The organism is Mesobacillus selenatarsenatis SF-1 (genome assembly GCF_000813125.1).
GTDB lineage: Bacteria > Bacillota > Bacilli > Bacillales > Cytobacillaceae > Mesobacillus > Mesobacillus selenatarsenatis.
Genome location: NZ_BASE01000035.1, coordinates 1 through 20509, shown reverse-complemented (window position 1 = coordinate 20509; position 20509 = coordinate 1). Strand labels below are relative to the sequence as shown.

The window sequence follows — 20509 nt, the reverse complement described above, 5'->3', positions numbered from 1 at the left end:
GCATCATCAATGATAATATCCTTATAACCTTTTCTTTGCATGTCTTCCAGAGTTACATGCAGTAATGATTCTCCAATACCTTCAGCTCTTTTGTTTTTTTGCGACACCCATCGGCCCAAAACAGCCGGGTTGATGAATATCAAATGCAGCAAAGCCAACGATCTCCCCTGATTGGTCTTCAGCGATATAAATAGACGGATGGTTGTGCCTCAACGCGTGTTTGATAGACTGAGTCCAACGGGTACCAAACTCATTGTTTATGAAATGTATTAGCCTTTCGGCGTCGTCATCACTAAGCATCTTAATATCCCTGTAAAGTTTTTTCGGTGGACTGTAACCTGCTAAATCTAAATGCATATCCCTAGAAACTGTAGCTTCACTTAGAAGGATGTTTTTCTGTTCCTGAGTCAAAAGCTTTTCAGTTTGTCCACTCTTGATTAATGCTTTCAGGACATGCCCTTCGTTTAGATAAATTTGATTGTAGTTCCTCATATAGCTGATTGCTTGTTCAATCACTAGATTTGTAGATGCACTAATTGGAATTTTAAAAGGTTCGCAGATTTCAAAAGAAAAGTTCTCATGACTCGGGTTATATGGTTTCTTCATAACATCAATGTCGATACCGCTTTTTTGTTTTGCCTCTTTTATTGGGGAGGAGCCATCATCCAAGCAGCCAAGCAAAAGATGCTCAGGCATCAGGCATGGGCTACCCGACTGTTTGCACTCCTGTTCTGCTATAGCTAAAGCTTTTGCCATTTGTTTCGTAAGTTTTATATCCTTTAACTCCATACTATCCCCCCTTAATAGTTCTATAGAGTTTATATTAATATCTGAACTTGATGGCGCAAACCAATTCTACGCGCTGATTTTCATTTGCCCTTCTTTTCTCCTTATTGTTGAATAGCTGTGGAGTGCCATTCCGAGCATGACGAGGCTGATTCCGATCCAGGATATTGGAGTTGGCAGAGGCAGTGATAAGATAAAAAACTCCCCTGCCAAGGCAAAAAGCACTTCCGCTGCCTGGGTTGCTTCAACGGCAGCAAGCTTCTGCATATTGCCCCTCACTAAATCTGTAGCCTTAAAGAATAAAACCGTCGCTATCACGCCAGAGGTGATGGCTACCAAAAAGGACTGGAAGCTTTGGTTCATTGTAGGAACACCCTCCGTGAAAAGACCAAATAAAGCTAAAAGCAGCCAGAATGGCAGACTGGCCAGCGTCATTCCAAGGACACGTTGATATGCATCAAGATTGCCGTTGGTTACTTCCATCATTTTTCTATTTCCCAATGGATAGGCGAAAGATGCGATAAATACTGGGATGACCCCGAGAAAAACCATTTCGATTGGTATATGCCTTGCATGTTCAAGTTGCATGAGCAGAATCCCTGCTAAAATGATCACAGACATCCCAAGTCCTCTAAAAGGTATTTTTGCCCTGACAGTTACTAAACCTTCATTAGACATTTTGGTTTCATAAAATAAGGGACTGAGCAAAGCACCTGATATAATCGTGATCTGCCATGTACCTGCAATCAACCAGCCTGGTGAAAAGGCGGCGGCATACGTTAGGGGTGCATAGAACAAGACAAAGCCAACGAAGCTCCAAAGGAACCATGGATATGGATTCTGTTTAATATTCTGGATTACTGGCTTTAAATTCCTCCTTGCTGCCACGATCGCCAAAAGGAATGGAACCATGAATATGTATCTAAGTGAGGCACTCCATATCCAACTGCCCCCCGATAATTCCATAGATTGATTCAGAACAAAGGTGAAGGCAAAAAAGAATGCCGCTAAAATGCCTAATAAAATTGGTCCCACTAACTCAATCCTCCTTTATGATTAAGCTATATTTTTAATCTATATAGCTAGTAATTTTAAAAAACAGCACCATGTTATTCAGACATTTTCATGTTCAATTGGTTGAACGAAACTTCATTCTTTTTTTAAAGGACTTAATCTCTTCCTCGATTCTTTTTAACAATATAACATATAATCAGAAGAGCTATCACCAATTTTTTCCACAAAAAGACACCTGGCATGCCAGGTGTCCAAAAATGTTATTTCTTATTGTTCATACTGTATTTCATTTGGTTTTTCATAAGTTACATACGTTCCAGCTATGAAATCATGGATCGCTCTTTTATCCTCACGGATGCCTACCATGAATGCGCTGACGATAAAACCGATCCCTAACGTAAGTACGTAAACGAGTCCGGCAACGATTGTACGCATTAGCATCGTACCGAAGCCAAGCTTTTCTCCATTCACTTTCGCGATTCTCACACCCACAATTTTCTTTCCTACTGTATATCCTGACCATAAAACAGGAACAAGCAGAGTGTATAGCAGGTTCAGTGAGGAGGTAAAAGCATTATCTTCCGCACTACCCGTTACTAAGTAGCTAATAATTAAAAGTGGCACTCCGATAATTAATCCGTCTAAGATTCCTGCACCCAGTCTTACCCAAAAGCCAGCTGGTCTGTTCATTTAATTTTCCTCCTAGTTGTTCATTTATTTATTTTAATAAATCTGCGATTTCTTGCTCACCTGATTGCAAAGCGTGCATCCTCGCAGTCATACCCGAATAATCTTTCAACTGAATGTCTGCTCCCAGCTCTATCAATAGTTTTACTGTTTCAATTTCTCCACTGAATACAGCGTAGGTCAATGCTGTATAGCCAGAACTCATTTCTTGATAGTTAGGGTCACCGCCAGCATCATGCAGCATTTTGATCATTGACGCAGTCCCTTTTTCAGAAGCAGTCATGAATGGTGTCATGCCATAATCAGATTCGAAATTCGGGTCGGCTTTTAGATCCAAAAGCAATTGAACCATCTGGATATTGTCATCCATAACAGCCCAGTCCAGTGCTGTGTATCCATTATAGTCTATTTGGTGGATATCTTCCCCATTTTCTATTAAGCTATCAACCTTCTTCGTATTTCCACTGATAACTGCATCAATTAACGTAGATATTTCTGTGTCTTCTTCATAATATTCCTCTTCTACAAAGAATGCTGTACTTACATCTTTAAAGACCATAACTCCGCCAACCACGCCGAAACCAGTAAGCAAAACTGACGCAGCCAAAAAAGCAAACAGTCCTTTTGATTTTTTGGAATGAATTATGACTGAATCAGTTTCACCAAAAAAGGCACTTATTTCATTTATTCTTTTTGGAAGCGGTGGATGCGTAGATAAAATTTCTGCCAGCCAGACCACAAATCCTTTTTCCTGATTGATTTGTTCTAGGTATTCTGCTTTATTCACACTTCTAAATAAGACTTTCCCAATTGCCAGCATAGTAAGTCCGTTTTTCGCGGCTGCAGGATTACCTGTATAGAAGGCCGCATAGCGATCACAAGTATATTCACAAGCGCGCAGGTACATTTCTGCTATACCCGGAATCCACATGGAAGGAAGGATGAACATCATTTTGCTAAGGTGATTTCGTTTTATATGAGCCAATTCGTGGGCCAGAACAAATTGAAGCTCATCTTCGGCATTTTGTTCAATAAGGTCGAAAATTTCGGAGTAAACAACAATCATATTCCTCCCAAAAAAGCGTGTCGCAAAAGCGTTCATTATGCCGCCAGATTGCATCACGTAAATATCAGGGGTGCGCTTTATTCCCATTTTGACACATAGATCTTCAACCGTAGAGTGGATAAGCGGAAATTGATTTCCGCTTATTTTCACCGCATTAAGTCGTATTTGACCAATCATCAATGCATGAAGCAACAACGAAATAAAGAGGAATCCTGCAATAATAAAAATACCTACAATGGATAAAGCAAAAAGAATGTAAGAAGCAATACTAATACTTAATACAATCCAGAAATATTTATTCTCATTTTTATGTATCAGATTTTTCTCGTTAAAGGTTTCTCCTGTCATTTCCCACTGTCTCCTTAATCGCAATTATATAGATTATAGGAGATTTTTATTATTTGGCATAGATGTTTTTTATAGGAATTAAGACCTTATTTTACCTCTTTAGATATCTGATATTTTCATCAACTGATATGCTTAGTTTCGATTTCTCTTAAAAAGATTTATTCCTTTAAAAAGTCCTCTATTGCTGTTGTTTTCAGTATCAACTTTTCGGTTCTGATACTGATCGATCAACTCATTCAGACGGTCAAGCTGAAAAGCGTAGTCATAAATCGCAGAACCAATGATTGTTAACCGCAATCTATCATTCCTTTCTATTGACCTATCCTCCATGATCGATTCAAGGAATAATCCGCTTTGTCTAAGAGTACTTTCCATGTCTAGCTCTCTGATTTTTCCCGAATATTTAAGGAGGATCATCTCATGGTATTGAATCAATTCTTCGAATTGTTCATCAAATTCATTTGTATCCTTTCGTTCTGGCCGGCTTTGAAAAAAATGGTCCTCAACGATATCCAGGAGTCTCAAGCCTTGCTGAAGGCAGGCAAGCATTTGCTTGAACACCACCAATTCCCTTACGTCGAGAGGTTTTACCTTTGAAATTTTCTTTCTTTCCTCATCAAGTATTTTATAAAGGTCCTCAAGCTTGGCCACGTCCTTTCTCAATTGACTCCATTGATCCTGAAATGTTTTTTCTGTCAGTTCATTGGATATAGCTGTCCTGATTAGCAAGGACATGGTTCTAAAGCTATTGTTCATTGTTTCGGTAAAATTCTTGTTGAAATTTGGTGGTGAGACAATTAAATTAACAAGGAAAGCAGACCCCATCCCAACAAGGACAATGATAAATTTGTTTGCTGCTGTTAAAATTCCGTTGAAATCATGTGAACTCATCATGATTAAAACTGTGATTAGCGTTAATGATATTGAACTTTCCATTTTAAGCTTCAAGCTAATGATAATTACTACAACAGTAACAAACCCAATGACAAATGGATTGTTTCCGAATAAATAAATGGATGCAATCGCGATGATCGCACCGAGTGTATTCGCCTGAAATTGCTCTAATACTTGTTTCCATGATCGATAAATCGATGGCTGGATTGTAAAGGTTGCTGCGATTGCAGCAAAGACTGGGGGCTCCAATCCAATCCATTCTGTTATGTATAAAGCAAGTGCAACGGCCACTCCTGTTTTTAAAACTCTTGGACCTAAAGTAATCATCTAAACCCCTCACTCTCTAATGAGAACGCTTATATTTTAACATAACCTCCTTTAATGTAATAAAACATATATCAATAATACTGAACGATTAAAGATTAGTATTTTAAGCTGCGAAAAGATTATCCTCCCCCTCTGGCGGGAAATAATATTCAAGCAGCTTTTTAAAAAAGGTGGGAACAAGATGGTAATGATAGATAGGAATCATGATCCTAAGAAAAATGCTGAGCTGATTTCACAGCTATCAGGAAAAAATTTAAATATAAATGAACTGGTTAAAGAGACGAACGAATTATTCAAAGAAGCAAGTGAGGATTACAGACCTTTAAACAGGAAAAACAATAAAGGTATATCTTCTTTTTTCAGTAATTTTGGTGCAAGTCTAAGGGGAATAATTCGGACTAAATCCGCATTCGATAATGTTAGGAACTTTGAGACCGTTGTTGATCATAACGGCAATGTCTATCCCGAGTGGATGGAAAGATTGAATGAGGAATATAAACAATTACTAAAGGAAATCAATCGTGAAGTCTATATTGAAGACTTTGGAGCAATCGGTGATGGTAAAACTGATTGCACAGAGGCTTTTAGAATGGCTCTAGGCAAAGGCCGTGTGAAAGTATATATTCCTGAAGGTGTTTATGTTGTAAAAGAGATAAAGCTGCCTTCCTTTACCTATTTGGTTGGTGCAGGAAAAAGGAAAACGGTCATCAAACTTCACGACTCAGCCCCCAAAGGCAGGAGACTTATAACGAATAAAAACCATCGTTCCGGAAATCGGAATGTAAAAGTGACAGGAATGACGCTGGATTGGAATGTTGAACGTTTGGGAAATGTTGATAAGACCAGTACTTGGGGAAATCATTCCAGCTGCCTGCTATATGCCAATGTAAAATATGGCTGGGTGAAGGATGTCGAAGGTGTTAATCCTGGGCTTCACTGCTTTGATATTTCATCTCCTCTTTATAATTATTATGGCGATGGCTATCGGGCCCGTGGCGGAAGTGAGTTTATTTGGATCGATAACGTTAATGGCTATGGTTTCGGAGACGATGGCATTACAACCCACCATAGCGATAATATATTTATATCAAATTGCCATATGAGCGACCCAAGCGGGAAAACCCATAAAAAAGGTTTTTCAAATTCAAATGGAATCGAAATCGATGATGGATCGCGAAATGTATGGCTATTAAACAATTCTACTGCAAGATGCTTTGGCGGAGTAGAAATCAAAGCTCATCATACTTCTTCAGCAGCAAATAATGTTGTCATCATAGGCCATCTATCTGTAAATGACAATCGTTCTTATAATTTCAGGCATATCGGCCATCACAAGGAAAATGATCCTGAGTCTAAAACAGCCATCAACATTCGAGCTGCAAATATTATTTCGTACAAGCCGGTTCATACCGAGTTATATGCAAATTCCTCGCCAAGGGCAATGGTAGTATCAGCATATAAAAATGTTGCTGTGAACCATTTTACTGCGATTGGGGATCCTTCCTATGACTATGGTGGCGAAACAGCGATCGCCATACAGTATCGTTCCAGGAATATAATTTTGAAGAATCTGGAATTGAGCGGGTTTACAAATGCTGGATCCGATATAAAGGTTTTTGGCGGCAGCAATCGTGCTGATAATGTTAAAATCCAGAATGTGCTTGCAAAACATTCAGCTCCTAAAGCAATTCAAATAGGTAAAGGAGTCGCTATAGCATCAGTTGAAAAGGTATATGCAGAAGCTGTTAATGGACAGTCTGTGATCGAACTGGCAGACGATAAAGCCGTGGTGAAGGAAGTTAACTCAAAGGGATTCAAGCAGGTGGTTCTGGGACAACAGCAAATATAACAAGGCTCTTTTCTCAAACTTTTTTGCTATTTACCGACCTGCAAAATGGCTGTATATGACGTTAAAATCGGCTTTAGGATTTTAACAACAATCTTTACGAAAACAGCCTATAACAAAAAGGAAGCAGTTCAAGCTGCTTCCTTCGTTACGAGAGGACCCATTTTTGGATTGCCTGAGCAACTCCACTCTCTTTATTAGTACCTGTAATATCGTCAGCAGCTTCCTTTACAGTTTCCTGGGCATTGCCCATCGCCACTCCAAGACCTGCTTCAGTAATCATGGCAATGTCGTTAAGGCTGTCTCCCACTGCCATGACATTTTCCATAGAAATCTCCAGTAAATCACAAACCTTTTGCAATCCCCTCGCCTTATTGATGCCCAGTGCATTGACTTCAATATTTTTTAGGCTTGAGTTGCTAATTTCGAATAATCCCTTTTCTTTTAACTCTTTAAGAACACGTTCTCTTATTTCGTCTGCTTCAATGTGGAAGCCAAATTTAATCCATTCTTGGGAAAATAGGTCCTCTGGCATATCATTGCGCCAGACATTTTCACTGCTTGTTGCCCAAAAACCTGTCTGGTGCTTTTGTGATAGTTCATACATCCATAAGATGTGTTCTGTATCTACCATGCTTCTTTGCACCAATTCCCCATTTGGTCCCCAGATCTCTCCACCGTTGACCGTTACAAGATAAGACGACAGTTCCAGCGAGATTACATAATCCCTTGCTGTTTTGAGACTGCGTCCCGTACTTAAAACAACACGTACCCCTCTTTTTTCGGCTTCTTTGATTGCTAGTCTATTTTCCTCTGATACCTCGTGCAGCTCATCCAGAAGCGTTCCATCCATATCCAATGCAATTAGTTTGATATCCGGCTTTTTATTAATCAACTTTATCCTCCTAATAGTTGCTTTACATTTCTTAATTGATACTATCAATGGCCTGTTTTACGTTAGCGAAGGTTTTGATATTTGAAAAGTCTACTCCACCCTCAACTGCAGCCTGTGCGAGCTCTGGCCTCATTCCAGTGGCAATTGAATCCACCCCTAACAGCCGCAAAACATTGTGAATATCAAAAATGTGTTTGGCAATCGTTGCATCTATTGTGACGATTCCAGAAAAATCAATGATTAAATACTGTACTTTCTGCTTTGCTACCAACGGAATTGCCCTTTCCATTATCAACCTTGCCCGGTCATGATCCATTTTCCCTACTAAAGGCAACACTGACACATTTTCCTGTACCGGGACGACTGGAGTCGATAATAAATCCACTTCATCCTGGACTTCCTTCATAAGTTTCGAGGTTTGCCGCTCAAAAGCAAATACGGTTTCATTAATACTAATATCAAGCATATTGTTCACTCTTTTATTGATCCAAATTAAATCTTCCGTGTTAACGTCATGTTTTAAACTAATTTCTGCCATTTTATCAATGAAAACAATTCTTGTAGGAGGATACCTGAGTAGGATGTCAGAAATCCTGCCGCCTTTAGCTGCTTCGCGTTCTCCGTTTTGCTGGCTCCATTCAAGAAGGCCCTGAGAAGTTGTTACATCTTTATTCATAATAGAGTCACCGAGGAATTTAAGGTACTCAGTATAAACAACAATTGCCTGGTCAATTTCCTGCTTTGGTATCTCCATACCAATTAAATCCAGTATGGAATTTACCATTTCCTTTGCGATTGTTTCGGAATTATGTTGTAGTTCATTTGCTACTGCTGAAGTTGGATTCACAAAGGTCACATCCCTTTTTCTTTTTACTTATGTTCTTTTCGAATATTTTTGAAATCATACCCAAAATACTTGAGTATTGTTTCAGTGTCTGTTCTAAAAAAACTTAAATTATTTATTAATAGGATACACCTTTAACAATAATTAATCTTCTTTAAACCTAGAATTACATGCAAATAATCAAGTTGTCCTAGGTAAATATTACTCCTGTGCTGTTTAATAATCCAAGCCAGGAAGAAAGACTATCCATAAAATCAATATTCCTTGGATATTCTCGTCAACTCGAAAAATTCTCTTTCTGGTTTCATCCATTTTGCCCCTTTATCAGAAACGAAATAAATTCCTTTTTCCAAGTCGTAGTATACATCAATTGTTATGCTTCCAAAATCAATAACACTTTTCCCATTATAATAAGCTTGTTCCGGATCCACTTCTATAGCTCCATTAATCAAACTCACAATCTGTTCAATTGCTTGACTGTCTGTCATTCTGAAGCAATGATCGCTTCGATCCGTCTGTTCGTTGATACATATTTCCGAAACTTCCGTATCGATCCAAGGGTCAGCATTCAATCTCTCGCTTTTATCAAAAACAACTTCTGTTTGATTCGAATTCTTGAAATATGACGCGCTTATTGATAATGCCCAGGGTGTGTTATCTTTTTCCCAATAAGAAATAAAACCAGCACCATCCTCATTAATATCAGAAGAAGCTTGCGACACCCTCAAGTTCCATCCATTTTTTGGAAGCTCTTTTTCGTAAAAATGAAAGACTTCTTCCCAATGATCACCCTCTGTAATATAAACCGGACTGGCAGGTTTCAAACCACTATAAAGAGGAATATCGGCAGTTCGTTCTGGTATAATGGGAAGTCCTTGATATTTTTCTTCCTGTTTCTTCTGAAAATAAAAAAATCCGCCAACTAAAAGCACAATGATAATAATGAGTAGAGCCAATTTCCAAAACTTCAAGTGTATCCCTCGCCTTTAAGCTTTTTTCGGTGTATTGTTGCTGGTGTACCACCAGATCCGCATACAAAATAAAATTTTAATTAATGAATATTACTATTGAGGATAGCAGGGCAACTTGTTCATGAAAGAAGCCCTACTTTATAATAATGTAAAAAATGGTAGAATTGAATACTCATCGATCGCTTTATATTATTATAAAGAAAAGTAAATTAGTGGAGGGTTATTTATGACCAATAGAAAAGATGGAAGAAACCGGAATGACATCAAACCAGGCTTGAAGGTAAATATTGTTCTTAAAGCTGACCAGAAAACAGGAAAGCTTACTCAAGGCATCGTTAAAGATCTCCTTACTAATTCCAGCACGCATCCTCATGGCATTAAAGTAAGGCTTGAGGACGGACAGGTTGGCCGTGTAAAGGAGATTATTTTGGAATAGATAAAGATTTATCAATTTGATATTTCTATTTGCTGTATGAATGCCAGGTATAGTATACGGAAAGTTAGTTTAGAATTAAAAAAAAGCATTAAAGGGCAGCCCTTTAATGCTTAACTTGTTTTCTCTTGCACTTTTTCAACAATCAGCTTATTCAACCTCGGTGCCAGCTGGAACATGATCGTCCCTATGATGGCAATTACCAAAATATAAATGCTGGCAAAAATCTTTAACTCTCCGGTTGCCAGCGCAGCTATAATTACGGAGAATTCCCCTCTTTGTGTGAGCGATAGGCCTGCCTTCAAGGAATCACTTCTTGAAAGACCGTACCATTGTCCTCCAATATATCCTACAATCAATTTATGAATCAATGACCACAGCACTAGAACAATCAATAGCCCTAAATAAGGAATGTCGCTGGTCATTTCAATATGAAGACCAAAGTTCAAGAAGAAAAATGGAAGGAAGATATTTCTTACTGGCAATGCCGCCTTTTCAACCTTGTCCTTAATTGAAAGCTCTGAAAGCATCATTCCTGCAAGAAATGCCCCGATTACCTCTGACAAACCGAGCAGCATTGCGATGCCCCCATAAGTTAGCGCAATCCCCGTAATCAACACGATAAAGATATCATCTTGGTCAATCTCTTTTAAAATTGATTCGGCTTTTTTAAAGACCACTCTTGCGAAGAACACGGCAATTCCTGCGAGAAGAACAATTTTCAAGATGATCATCACAAAATCGGTTACCGTAAATCCTTCTCCAGAAAGGCCAATCAGAACGGTTACAAGAATTGGCGCAATTAGATCCTCGAAAACCAGGATAAGGAGCATGAATTCTGACTCTTTGTTTTCATCCCTGTTTTTATCTACAAGTAGTTTTGCTGTGATAGAGGAGCTAGTAGCGTAGACAATACCACAGACAATCAAAGAAGATACCCAATCCAGTCCGAACAGCAGGCTAATCCCTGCAGTCACAACAATCCCGAGAAAAGCATCCAGCAAACCGCCTTTCCAGACCTTGGCACTGTTAGTAATAAGCCTGTTGACTGGAAATTTCATACCCAATATGAAAAATAACAGGACTAAACCAATCTCTCCAGCCACTTCAATTACCTTAGATTCCTTAATAACCATGGATAATATGAGACCAAGCAAAATATATAATAATATATCAGGAATTTTTATTAATTTGATTCCGACCATACCAATAAAAAAAAGCACCAATAGAAAAACTCCAATGACTAAAGTCAAATTCAATCTGCAACAACACCTTTTCAATTTTTAAAAGCAATAACCTTCCTTTTTACTACCCAATTACCTTAAAATCAACACTGGAAAATTAAATAATCAAAGGTCTTTAATTTAGTTTGGTTTAACAATTATGATAAAATTAGTTAAATAAAATTATTGGAAGATTCTTATAAGGGGGAAGAAATGAACAGCATTCCAGAACAGGCCCTTGTCCAGCAGCATAAGGGCATTACAAAAACCAAACTCGCAAAAAGAATCTTTTTCATCATATTAGGTGGTATCCTGATGGGCGTGGGAATTGAGGAATTCCTGGTGCCGAACAAAATTCTTGATGGCGGTATTGTTGGTATCTCAATCATCCTCTCACATTTAACAGGCTGGCGCCTCGGCCTCTTTATCTTTGTTCTGAACATTCCATTCTTTTTCATTGGCTATAAACAAATTGGAAAAACCTTTGCACTATCTACCCTATTGGGAATAACTGTCTTATCTTTAACGACTAGCTTCCTGCATGATTGGCCTGTATTTACAGAAGATTTACTTCTTGCAACCGTATTCGGTGGAATAGTTTTAGGAGCTGGGGTCGGAATAGTGATAAGGTATGGAGGTTCACTAGACGGAACGGAAATCCTTGCAATCCTGGCAAATAGGAGACTGCCCTTCTCTGTTGGGGAAGTCATTATGTTTTTCAATATTTTCATTTTTGGCACGGCAGGATTTATCTTCGGATGGGACCGTGCGATGTATTCACTCCTTGCCTACTTCATCGCATTCAAAACTATTGATATAGTCATTGCCGGTCTTGATGAATCGAAAGCTGCGTGGATTATAAGTGATCAGCACAAGCAAATAGGCGAAGCCATCCTAGCTCGTCTTGGCCGTGGCGTCACATATTTAACCGGCGAGGGTGCATATACTGGCGATGACAAAAAGGTCATTTTTTGCGTCATCACCCGTCTTGAGGAAGCCAAATTGAAATCCATAGTCGAGGAATTGGATGAGTCAGCATTCCTTGCTGTCGGAAATATTGCTGAAGTGCGTGGTGGAAGATTCAAAAAGCGAAATATCCACTAGTTTACAGCGAACACAAAAAAGCTCAGATATCTGAGCTTTTTGTCTTGATTCAGAAGAATTACTTTCTGCAGCTGTATAAAAAGATTTATAAATGCTCATTTGTTCATTTCAGTTATGCGCTAGTAGAGAGTATACATTGGTATCAAAGGATACCCCAGCTTGTACCATATAATTCCTCAGTATTCCCTCTTTTTTAAATCCCAGTTTGAGGAGCAGTTCATTTGAAGTTGTATTTTCAAGAAAAACAATTGCACCAATCCGTTCTAAATTCATCTCATTCAAACCATATTCAACAGCTTTGCCGATTGCTTCTTTTGCTAAGCCTTTCCCCCAATAGTTTGGGTTCAGCTCATAGCCTATTTCTGCTCTCCTATGTTTTATTGACACTGCATGAAAGCCAACAGTACCAAGGAGACTTTTGTTGTTTTTTAATTGAATGCCCCATCTCATCCCTTTACTTTCATTAAAACTATTGTGAAAAGAATGAACGAGTCCTCGTGCTTCTTCAATGTTTTCTAGTGGTTCTGAACCATAATGCTTCATAACTTCAGCATTAGAAAAATTGATAAATAAATCTTCGGCATCCTCCTCAGTAATTTCCCTGAGAATGAGCCTGTCTGTTTCTAAAATAGGAAATTTCATATGTCCCCCAAATTAAATAAAGTGATCTTTATCATTTCTATATTAAACAGGAAATCTCCTTTAAAGAAAGCCACCCAGTTTGGGCGGCTTTCTTCAGTCTTCCGCAGGTGCGGCATCAACAGCAATTTGATAAGCATCAAGCAAATCTGACTTTTCCAGGTCACTCTCGATGCCTACGAGGAATTGATCTCCGCCTTCCTCTTCTACCCTCATTAACACTGTTCCATCTTCATCCCTAAGCATCGCAAAAGATTCACCATTCATTTCGAATAATGCTTCTACCTCGAATTGCCTCTCCTTGCCCCTATCGTCTGTAACAGTTACCAGATCTCTGATTGAATCGGTTTTCAAAGCTGCTCACCTCCAACAAATGGTCACTTTATCTTTCCCTTCCTCAAACTTAATATGAACTCACAGTTAAATGGCGATATCAAATCAAAATTCTTAATGAATTTTAAATAAACTTTTAAATTCATTTATTTATTTTCATCTATATAATATTTTTTACACACTGTTATTTTTGGAGGCGGCGTTTTTGAAGTCAGCAGGAATCATCATTGGCTCAATCATTGTTTCATTTGCATTTAATCTTTTCCTAATCCCCCACGGAATCATGAGCAGCGGGATCAGCGGTCTTTCCATCATATTGTCAATGCTAACATCCATTAATACTGGTATTTACAATTTCCTTTTGAACTTCCCCCTATTAGTCTTAGGCTATTTGAAACTGGGACGTAAATTTATTTTTTATACAATACTTTCCGTCATTACAATTTCTATCACTCTTTATGCTATTCCAGTGCTTAAACTTGCTGAAGATCCGATACTATCCTCTATATTTGGCGGGGCGATTGTTGGATTAGGTATAGGGATTATATTCCGTTCCTCTGGTTCATCAGGGGGCTTTGATATAATTGGGATGCTTTTGGCAAGACGCAAAGACTTTCCTATGGGAACACTGTTATTTGCAATGAATTCAGTCGTTATTTTGTTATCAGGCTTTTTGTTTAGCTGGGACGCTGCATTGAATACACTTGTTTCTATCTTTGTACTGGGGAAAGTGATCGATAAAGTTCATACACATCATGTAAAGCTAACGTTGATGATCATTACCAGAAAAGGTGAAGAAGTAAAGCAGCATTTGCTCCAAAATGTCTATCGTGGGGTAACGGTGATAGACTCGGTTGGCGGTTTCTCGAATGAGAGGAGCAACGTCATCATTACAGTCATTTCACGTTACGAGCTGACAGAGGTCAAAACACTTATAGAGGAAATTGATCCTGAAGCATTTGTGAATATAACCGAAACCCTGGAGGTAATGGGCCTTTTTCATCGAAAACAGCATTAAGAAGCTGAGTACTCAGCTTCTTGGATGCTTTCTAAAATTAGAGGAAAATTTATCTTGAAATTTTTAGAGTTTCATCTTATAATAATTGAGTCGCTGCATTACAATATATTTCTTATCATGTCCCAGTAGCTCAGCACGGACGTATGATATTCACTGAAATTTCTTCAGAGTACTCATCGAGCCGCTTCTTCATTTACTTTCTGAGATGTGGACGGGATATTACACTAATCTATTTACCTTCTCAAACTTCAACTTTAATATTAAACATGTCCCAGTAGCTCAGTAGGATAGAGCAACAGTTTCCTAAACTGTAGGTCGGGAGTTCGAATCTCTTCTGGGACGCTTAAAAACCTTGATTTTAAATCAAGGTTTTTTTATTTATTGTTAAGATTTTTTCTTATATCTTCCTGCCTCCGCTAATGACTGCTGATAGAATGTTTGCAACCCCCTTAGAAGATTTCCATGCCAGGACATAACCCTTATCCCCGCTTTTGGTTTTAACATCACCAGACTCACAACAGTTCTCGGACACAATTACAATTATTTTTAGAACAAAACTTCAAGAAACTGTTAGTAAAATGGAACTAAACTATTTTTAGATACGTCTATTATTAGAGTAGAAAGATTTTATTCTATTAATATACCAATTATTTGTTTTTGGATTAAATAAGCTTATTTGTGGTATTTATACACCACAAGCAATTTAGCAAAAGGGGCATTAACATGAAAACCAAAATAAAAGATTTACCCTATTTATTATTTTTGCTGGTTATGCCAGTACTAGGTTTAATTTATAAAATCCTGAATAACAACCCACGAGAGGCTGTCATCCTTTCTACCAATGTTGACGATAAAATCCCTTTCCTTCCAGTCTTCATTTTACCGTATATCATTTGGTACGCGTTCATATTAGGTTATCTAGTTTATTTTTGGTATAAGGATACTCGAGTTTATTTTAAAACATTAACAATGATTGTCATTGGCGAGTTAGTATGTTTCGTTATTTACTTCTTCTTCCAAACAACCGTTCCTCGCCCAAACCTTGTTGGTGATGGAATGCTTATAGACCTTGTCGGCATGATTTACAGCCACGATCAACCATATAACGCTTTCCCCAGCATTCATGTATTAACTACGTTTGCCATCATTCTTGGCAATATCAACATACGCAATAAGCATATCATCCATTCGGTCTTCGTACCGGTGATGGGCTCATTGATTATTATCTCTACGCTGTTTGTTAAACAGCATTATATACTTGATATGTTCGCATCAATGTTTTTAACTTCGTTTATATATGGAATTGTCTTCGAACTATTTGAAATTAATGTTACCGAGAAGTCCAAAACAGCATATGTAAAAGATTGAAAAATCCGATTCACAGAAAAGAGCTGCGACTGCAGCTCTTTTTTATTAACCTTTAGTTATGAAATTGTTATTTTTCAGATTCATCTTCACTTCTCACATCAGGTTTGACCGGATAAAATTCTTCAGACGCTTCTGTTTGGTACTGGTAATTCGTATTTCGATATTGTTTCTCACCACCTTCAAGAATATTTCCTGCCACATATTTATGAAAAAAGTATTCAAACAAAGCGACACCGGCGGCCGATATCAAAGATGCAAGCAGTAAACTCTCTCCATAAGTTAAACTTTCTCCCAAAATCCAAATGATCATAAAGGCTAGTCCAAAGTCAGCTAATGTTGCGATTGTATTATTCGTTTTTGGCAGTAAGAACAGGTCCCCAATTACATAAGAAGCTAGCCCAAGAAACAGGGAAATCAAGAAGACATTTGTAAAAGACATATCGTACATCAGGCCAAGAATGACATAAAGTAGTACCAGGCTGGCAAGAAACTTTACAGCTAATGCTCTAAGATGTTTCATGTCGATCTCCTCCATATACTTTTAGTGTTTTGCGTTATTTTGCTCCACTAGCTTTATCCCATACCTTTTTTTGTAAAACTAACGATATCATCCCAATAAGCAAGACAACGATTATGCTAATAAAGAAACCCATACGTATCGTCTTTTCCATTATCGTCCCGCTAACAGCAGCAAGGATAAGGACTAAACCGATAAATGAAAGGGTCTTACCCCATGCCCTTAATTCCAGTATTTTCAAAGCTGAGAGGATGATAAATGCCCAATTGAATAAAATCAGGATTCCTGCGGCTGTTGTGATATACTCGTAAATTTTGCCGGGAAGCAGCAAAGCTGTAATAATTGAAGCAATTAAGCCAACTACTGCCAGTCCCAGCGATGGAAGGGGCAATTCTTTCAACTTTTTGATTTTCTTGGCGAAGACCTTCGGAGCATCCCCATCATCAGCTAGCGTAACAAGCAAAGTAGTCACCCCAAACAACGAAGCAGTCATGGTAGAAAAGCCAGCGACGATGATAGCTGCGTTAAAAACATGAGGAAAAAAAGCCAGGTTATATGGGTTCAGGGCTGTTACAAATGGGCTTTCTTTATGGTGAAAGGCACCATGAGCCGCCATGATGACCGCAAGTCCCAAAGCTAGTACGTAAATGATCACTAGTAAAATAAGCATGATGACTCCCGCTTTTGGAGCGTCTTCTTTATTTTTCAACCTTGTTGCCATTAGGCCAATTACTTCTATGCCTCCATATGCATAAAATGCGTAAATCAATGATGACCAGAATCCTTTAAAGCCTTCAGGAAATAGTTTTTGTGCAGAATTTGGCACAATCACTTCCTTCGTATCAAAATTAAACCAGCCAAAAATGGCTGCAACAGCAATTAAAATGAACATAATAATAGCTGCCGTTTTTATGATAGCCAATAAATCCTCTACCTTGTCAAACCCCTTATTCCCCGTGAGGACAACAGCGATTGAAAGAATGGCATAACCAGTTGCGAAAAGCCATAAAGGTATTTTAGGAAACCAGAATTGTGACAAAATTGAAAGAGCTGTAAGCTGGCTCCCCATAATCAAGATATTGGAACTCCAATAATTCCAGCCACAGCTAAACCCGGCCCACTGGCCATAAGCTTTCTTGGCGTAATAGCAAAAAGATCCATCCTGGGGATCTTCTGCTGTCATTTTTGCAAGTAAATTATAAACAACGTATGTGCCGATTGCGGCAAGAATGAAAGAAAATACGATAGATGGACCTGTAATTTTAATCCCAATGGCGGAACCCAGGAAAAAACCAGTTCCAATCGTACAACCAACCCCAATAAGTGATAGTTGCCACCACTTTAAATCTCCCTCATTGGAGCTATTTCCACTTCCCGACTTTGATGTCGGCAGAAAATAATCCATTGCTGTACCCCCTTCCTCAACAAGTATTATCATTCGAGAATCCATAGAATTTTATGTATTGACCATTAAGGGCAAGAAAAAAGTCGAATCCCGAGGAATCGACTTTTCACAATTTATTTCTTGCTCTTTTCTGATTCAGAGTCATTACTTAGTCCGGTCATCGTCCGATACATATGGGTGTACATACTTCCTTGCACGATGTTTTCCAGGAAAAATTCACCTATGAGCTTTTTATATTCCTCGTCCTCAAACATCTTTTTATTTTGAAGCTCCATTTCTGCCAGTCCTTCATATGTGGAAATGAGTGCATAAGTATGGTCTTCACCAGAAATCGGCGATAAGAGCTCCACCTTGTGGTCATATTGTTCGTTACGGAAATTTTGGATTAAGCGTAAGTTTTTGATGCCATCCGGAAATTTATCCTGTTTCATTTCAAAAGTTTGAATAACAATAACTGACATATCTTATCCCCCTGTGATGTAATCGATAGGATTAGATTTTTCCTAAGTTAGACAATCTATACATTTACATTCCTGGCTATCAATTATCAAATTCCCTCTTAAATTCACTGGCCACCTTTGCTCAATTGGGATGATGCTGTAGTAATTTATGTTATATTTGCTTTTCAAATAAAGTATTACGATCATTATATTTTGTCATCATTTTTAACAAAATAAAATTTAACATTAAAATGATGACACCTATTAAAGCAAGGAAAATGGGCTTGATGACAAGAAAGCCCGTTGCCTGGCCTATGAAGAGACCCATGATAGGAAGGATCAAAATACCGCCAAGCTGCTGTGCCTCTTGAAAACCTTTTGCCCTGGCGGAAACGAACACATTTACCAGGATTGTGAGGATTGTAATCATTGGGACAACCCATAGCATCAGGATTAGCCAGTTTGCATTTGGAAAAATGAAATAACCAAACATATTATAAGTCAAGCTTACAGTGATAATCCCAAATAGGAAAAAGCTCACCCATGTAATAATAATAGAGGGAATGAATGCTGAAAGTACTTTGCCAATAAATAATTCCTTCACCGTAATAGGGGAAAACAAAAGTGTTTCCATGGTCCTTTTTTCTTTTTCACCAACAAAGCTATGAAGAGCAATCATCATTGCATTAATGGTCGGTATAAGTAAGAAGATCGAACCAAGCAGGTAATTCACTACAACGAAAATTATTTGGTGTTTCATGCTTGGTAGGCTGCCTATCATTTCCCCGCTCTCAGTATCTTTAAGCCCATATACAACTTTATTCACTAAATCAATCAATTCCGGAGACGTAATGGGTACATTCTTTACCAAAAGAATAAATGCCAGCGGAAAAATCACCGAAAAAATCAGCGGCAATAAAATTAACCCCAACCATACCTGAGCCGAGCTGGTTATACCTCTTATATCTTTTGCAGCTACTAGCCATATTAATTTTTTATTCATTGACCCCACTCCTGATCTTAAAGTATAAGGATTCCAAATCGTTATTTTCAATCTCCACATGGTGTACCCAAAAATCACTTATGATTTTTTGAAGCAGTGGGGTTATCTGGTCACTTGAAGTCAATAAAAATTGCAATGTATTTTTATCTTTAACTAAAACAGGATAACCACCCCAATGGGCTTCAACAGGCAATAAATTTGTAATAACCTTCAATTTGATTTGTGTGACATATCTTTTTTGCAGTTCATTTAGAGTGCCAAAATCTGTTATTTTTCCGTCATTTAGAAAAAAGTACTCTTTACATACATGCTCTAGTTGGTGCAAAATATGCGAACAAAGAAATATGGTCGTTCCTTCCTGCTCGTTTAAATCCTTGAGGAATTTAAGCACCAATTTTATTCCTTCTGGATCAAGCCCATTCGTAGGTTCATCAAGAAAAAGGAGTCGTGGTTTATGGAGGATTGCCTTGATGATTCCCAGCCTACGTTTCATCCCTGTACTATATGCCCCTACTTTTTTATCCATATGCTCAGCAAGTTCAAATTCCTCTAAGTAAAGGTTGATTTGTTTTAAATCAAAGTTTCCATATAGCTTGGAAAAAAAGATTAGATTATCTAACCCAGACATTTCATGATACAAACCGGCATTTTCAGTTAGAATTCCAGTTGATTTCCTGACTTTATCTCCTTCGATTCCCGGGTTCATGCCGAGAATTGACAACTTTCCGTCTGTTTGGTTGATGACACCGTTCATAAGGCGGATCATAGTTGTTTTTCCGGAACCATTTGGGCCAAGAAGCCCTACAATATCCCCTTCTTTTACACTCATAGATACGTTGCTAAGTACCACCTGTTCACCGAAATGCTTTGAAACTCCATCCAGTTCTATTACATTTTGCGACATTCTGCTACCCCCAGCTTGCTTACCGTTTTATCATAAGACGGACAATATTTAAAAAACGTTCAATAAAGTTTTGGATTGTTTTTAGGGTAAAAAGTCATATGGTGTTGTTCGTTGATCATAGCCTAATCTGCCAACGCTTGCTCCATTGAAGTTTCTAGGAGGCGACACTAGACAATTCGAAATGCGGAGCCGCAGCTAGACAAGCGACTCGAGGGGCTAGGCGCTCGAGCTAGATTAAGAAGACTACATGTAGTTATCCACAACTAAATAAATTTTATAATTTCCTAAAAGATAAAAAAGGACCAGTATTCGCGACTGGTCCTTCATCTTATTTTATACAATTAGCTCTATTGATGACTCAGTTTTGCAGAATCTTAATTTTTCAGGCTTGGCTGTATTGGTGACCTATTTTTACAGAATCTTGATTTTTAGGTCACCAATAGG

The 20509-nt window shown here is 38.2% G+C and carries 21 protein-coding genes and 1 tRNA gene; 6 read left to right on the top strand and 16 right to left on the bottom strand.

The features are described from left to right. Window positions 1-81 precede the first annotated feature (81 nt). The 5 genes from TY49_RS23885 to TY49_RS07680 form a co-directional block, all read right to left on the bottom strand. On the bottom strand, window positions 82-789 hold the full coding sequence (locus TY49_RS23885; RefSeq protein WP_052442125.1) for a Clp protease N-terminal domain-containing protein: 708 nt from the start codon (window positions 787-789) through the stop codon (window positions 82-84). Between the two features lie 66 nt (window positions 790-855). After that, window positions 856-1821: a DMT family transporter gene (locus TY49_RS07695; protein ID WP_041965327.1), complete on the bottom strand. Its 966-nt coding sequence runs from the start codon at window positions 1819-1821 to the stop codon at window positions 856-858. A 246-nt stretch (window positions 1822-2067) separates the two neighbouring features. Further along, the gene (locus tag TY49_RS07690; protein ID WP_041965326.1) at window positions 2068-2490 is read right to left on the bottom strand and encodes an RDD family protein; all 423 of its coding nucleotides are present in this window, start codon (window positions 2488-2490) and stop codon (window positions 2068-2070) included. Between the two features lie 28 nt (window positions 2491-2518). Next, on the bottom strand, window positions 2519-3901 hold the full coding sequence (locus TY49_RS07685) for a M48 family metallopeptidase (protein ID WP_041965325.1): 1383 nt from the start codon (window positions 3899-3901) through the stop codon (window positions 2519-2521). A 132-nt stretch (window positions 3902-4033) separates the two neighbouring features. Further along, window positions 4034-5122: an FUSC family protein gene (locus tag TY49_RS07680; RefSeq protein WP_232310409.1), complete on the bottom strand. Its 1089-nt coding sequence runs from the start codon at window positions 5120-5122 to the stop codon at window positions 4034-4036. Between the two features lie 181 nt (window positions 5123-5303). On the opposite strand from TY49_RS07680, the gene TY49_RS07675 reads away from it, so the two are divergent. Then, window positions 5304-6971 carry a glycosyl hydrolase family 28-related protein gene (locus TY49_RS07675; RefSeq protein ID WP_041965324.1) on the top strand — a complete coding sequence of 556 codons (1668 nt, stop codon included), beginning with the start codon at window positions 5304-5306 and terminating at the stop codon, window positions 6969-6971. A gap of 145 nt (window positions 6972-7116) precedes the next feature. Here the strand turns inward: TY49_RS07675 and TY49_RS07670 are convergent, their stop codons facing one another. From TY49_RS07670 to TY49_RS07660, 3 genes are all read right to left on the bottom strand, one after another. Beyond that, on the bottom strand, window positions 7117-7863 hold the full coding sequence (locus TY49_RS07670; RefSeq protein WP_439646156.1) for a Cof-type HAD-IIB family hydrolase: 747 nt from the start codon (window positions 7861-7863) through the stop codon (window positions 7117-7119). Window positions 7864-7894: 31 nt separating this feature from the next. Continuing rightward, window positions 7895-8710: an STAS domain-containing protein gene (locus TY49_RS07665; RefSeq protein ID WP_041965323.1), complete on the bottom strand. Its 816-nt coding sequence runs from the start codon at window positions 8708-8710 to the stop codon at window positions 7895-7897. A gap of 251 nt (window positions 8711-8961) precedes the next feature. After that, window positions 8962-9678: a hypothetical protein gene (locus TY49_RS07660; RefSeq protein WP_041965322.1), complete on the bottom strand. Its 717-nt coding sequence runs from the start codon at window positions 9676-9678 to the stop codon at window positions 8962-8964. A 226-nt stretch (window positions 9679-9904) separates the two neighbouring features. Here TY49_RS07660 and TY49_RS07655 point away from each other — a divergent pair, with 226 nt between their 5' ends. Further along, window positions 9905-10114 carry a YwbE family protein gene (locus TY49_RS07655; protein ID WP_041965321.1) on the top strand — a complete coding sequence of 70 codons (210 nt, stop codon included), beginning with the start codon at window positions 9905-9907 and terminating at the stop codon, window positions 10112-10114. A gap of 110 nt (window positions 10115-10224) precedes the next feature. Here TY49_RS07655 and TY49_RS07650 read toward each other — a convergent pair whose 3' ends face one another. Further along, window positions 10225-11370, bottom strand: coding sequence for a cation:proton antiporter (locus tag TY49_RS07650; protein WP_041965320.1), 1146 nt, complete (start codon window positions 11368-11370; stop codon window positions 10225-10227). Between the two features lie 177 nt (window positions 11371-11547). Between TY49_RS07650 and TY49_RS07645 the strand changes: the two genes are divergently transcribed. Beyond that, window positions 11548-12438 (top strand): YitT family protein, encoded by an 891-nt coding sequence (locus TY49_RS07645; protein ID WP_041965319.1) that lies wholly within the window; start codon window positions 11548-11550, stop codon window positions 12436-12438. A gap of 108 nt (window positions 12439-12546) precedes the next feature. On the opposite strand, the gene TY49_RS07640 is transcribed toward TY49_RS07645, so the two are convergent. Both TY49_RS07640 and TY49_RS07635 read right to left on the bottom strand, forming a co-directional pair. Then, complete coding sequence (locus tag TY49_RS07640; protein ID WP_041965318.1) at window positions 12547-13080, bottom strand: GNAT family N-acetyltransferase; 534 nt, start codon at window positions 13078-13080, stop codon at window positions 12547-12549. Window positions 13081-13173: 93 nt separating this feature from the next. Beyond that, a complete protein-coding gene (locus tag TY49_RS07635) occupies window positions 13174-13431 on the bottom strand; it encodes a DUF1292 domain-containing protein (protein WP_041965317.1) in 258 nt (85 codons plus the stop codon). 184 nt (window positions 13432-13615) lie between these two features. On the opposite strand from TY49_RS07635, the gene TY49_RS07630 reads away from it, so the two are divergent. The 3 genes from TY49_RS07630 (at window position 13616) to TY49_RS07620 (ending at window position 15796) form a co-directional block, all read left to right on the top strand. Beyond that, window positions 13616-14428, top strand: coding sequence for a YitT family protein (locus TY49_RS07630; protein WP_041965316.1), 813 nt, complete (start codon window positions 13616-13618; stop codon window positions 14426-14428). Window positions 14429-14696: 268 nt separating this feature from the next. Then, window positions 14697-14770, top strand: a tRNA-Arg gene (locus TY49_RS07625). Window positions 14771-15151: 381 nt separating this feature from the next. Beyond that, a complete protein-coding gene (locus TY49_RS07620; RefSeq protein ID WP_041965315.1) occupies window positions 15152-15796 on the top strand; it encodes a phosphatase PAP2 family protein in 645 nt (214 codons plus the stop codon). A gap of 67 nt (window positions 15797-15863) precedes the next feature. On the opposite strand, the gene TY49_RS07615 is transcribed toward TY49_RS07620, so the two are convergent. The 5 genes from TY49_RS07615 to TY49_RS07595 all read right to left on the bottom strand — a co-directional run bounded on the left by TY49_RS07615 (window position 15864) and on the right by TY49_RS07595 (window position 20065). Then, a complete protein-coding gene (locus tag TY49_RS07615) occupies window positions 15864-16316 on the bottom strand; it encodes a YndM family protein (protein WP_041965314.1) in 453 nt (150 codons plus the stop codon). 34 nt (window positions 16317-16350) lie between these two features. Then, window positions 16351-17718, bottom strand: coding sequence for an amino acid permease (locus TY49_RS07610; protein WP_041965313.1), 1368 nt, complete (start codon window positions 17716-17718; stop codon window positions 16351-16353). Window positions 17719-17831: 113 nt separating this feature from the next. Further along, window positions 17832-18179, bottom strand: coding sequence for a hypothetical protein (locus TY49_RS07605; protein ID WP_041965312.1), 348 nt, complete (start codon window positions 18177-18179; stop codon window positions 17832-17834). A gap of 151 nt (window positions 18180-18330) precedes the next feature. Then, window positions 18331-19161, bottom strand: a complete 831-nt coding sequence (locus TY49_RS07600; RefSeq protein WP_041965311.1) for an ABC transporter permease subunit — start codon at window positions 19159-19161, stop codon at window positions 18331-18333. Continuing rightward, window positions 19154-20065, bottom strand: a complete 912-nt coding sequence (locus tag TY49_RS07595; protein ID WP_041965310.1) for an ABC transporter ATP-binding protein — start codon at window positions 20063-20065, stop codon at window positions 19154-19156. The genes TY49_RS07600 and TY49_RS07595 overlap by 8 nt, the downstream gene beginning before the upstream one ends. Window positions 20066-20509 lie beyond the last annotated feature (444 nt).

Coding starts and splice junctions, on each gene's coding strand:
- TY49_RS07600 (WP_041965311.1), bottom strand. CDS start 19,161: ATGAATAAAAAATTAATATGGCTAGTAGCTGCAAAAGATATAAGAGGT.
- TY49_RS07605 (WP_041965312.1), bottom strand. CDS start 18,179: ATGTCAGTTATTGTTATTCAAACTTTTGAAATGAAACAGGATAAATTT.
- TY49_RS07640 (WP_041965318.1), bottom strand. CDS start 13,080: ATGAAATTTCCTATTTTAGAAACAGACAGGCTCATTCTCAGGGAAATT.
- TY49_RS07675 (WP_041965324.1), top strand. CDS start 5,304: ATGGTAATGATAGATAGGAATCATGATCCTAAGAAAAATGCTGAGCTG.
- TY49_RS07595 (WP_041965310.1), bottom strand. CDS start 20,065: ATGTCGCAAAATGTAATAGAACTGGATGGAGTTTCAAAGCATTTCGGT.
- TY49_RS07655 (WP_041965321.1), top strand. CDS start 9,905: ATGACCAATAGAAAAGATGGAAGAAACCGGAATGACATCAAACCAGGC.
- TY49_RS07680 (WP_232310409.1), bottom strand. CDS start 5,122: ATGATTACTTTAGGTCCAAGAGTTTTAAAAACAGGAGTGGCCGTTGCA.
- TY49_RS07620 (WP_041965315.1), top strand. CDS start 15,152: ATGAAAACCAAAATAAAAGATTTACCCTATTTATTATTTTTGCTGGTT.
- TY49_RS23885 (WP_052442125.1), bottom strand. CDS start 789: ATGGAGTTAAAGGATATAAAACTTACGAAACAAATGGCAAAAGCTTTA.
- TY49_RS07685 (WP_041965325.1), bottom strand. CDS start 3,901: ATGACAGGAGAAACCTTTAACGAGAAAAATCTGATACATAAAAATGAG.
- TY49_RS07615 (WP_041965314.1), bottom strand. CDS start 16,316: ATGAAACATCTTAGAGCATTAGCTGTAAAGTTTCTTGCCAGCCTGGTA.
- TY49_RS07610 (WP_041965313.1), bottom strand. CDS start 17,718: ATGGATTATTTTCTGCCGACATCAAAGTCGGGAAGTGGAAATAGCTCC.
- TY49_RS07690 (WP_041965326.1), bottom strand. CDS start 2,490: ATGAACAGACCAGCTGGCTTTTGGGTAAGACTGGGTGCAGGAATCTTA.
- TY49_RS07645 (WP_041965319.1), top strand. CDS start 11,548: ATGAACAGCATTCCAGAACAGGCCCTTGTCCAGCAGCATAAGGGCATT.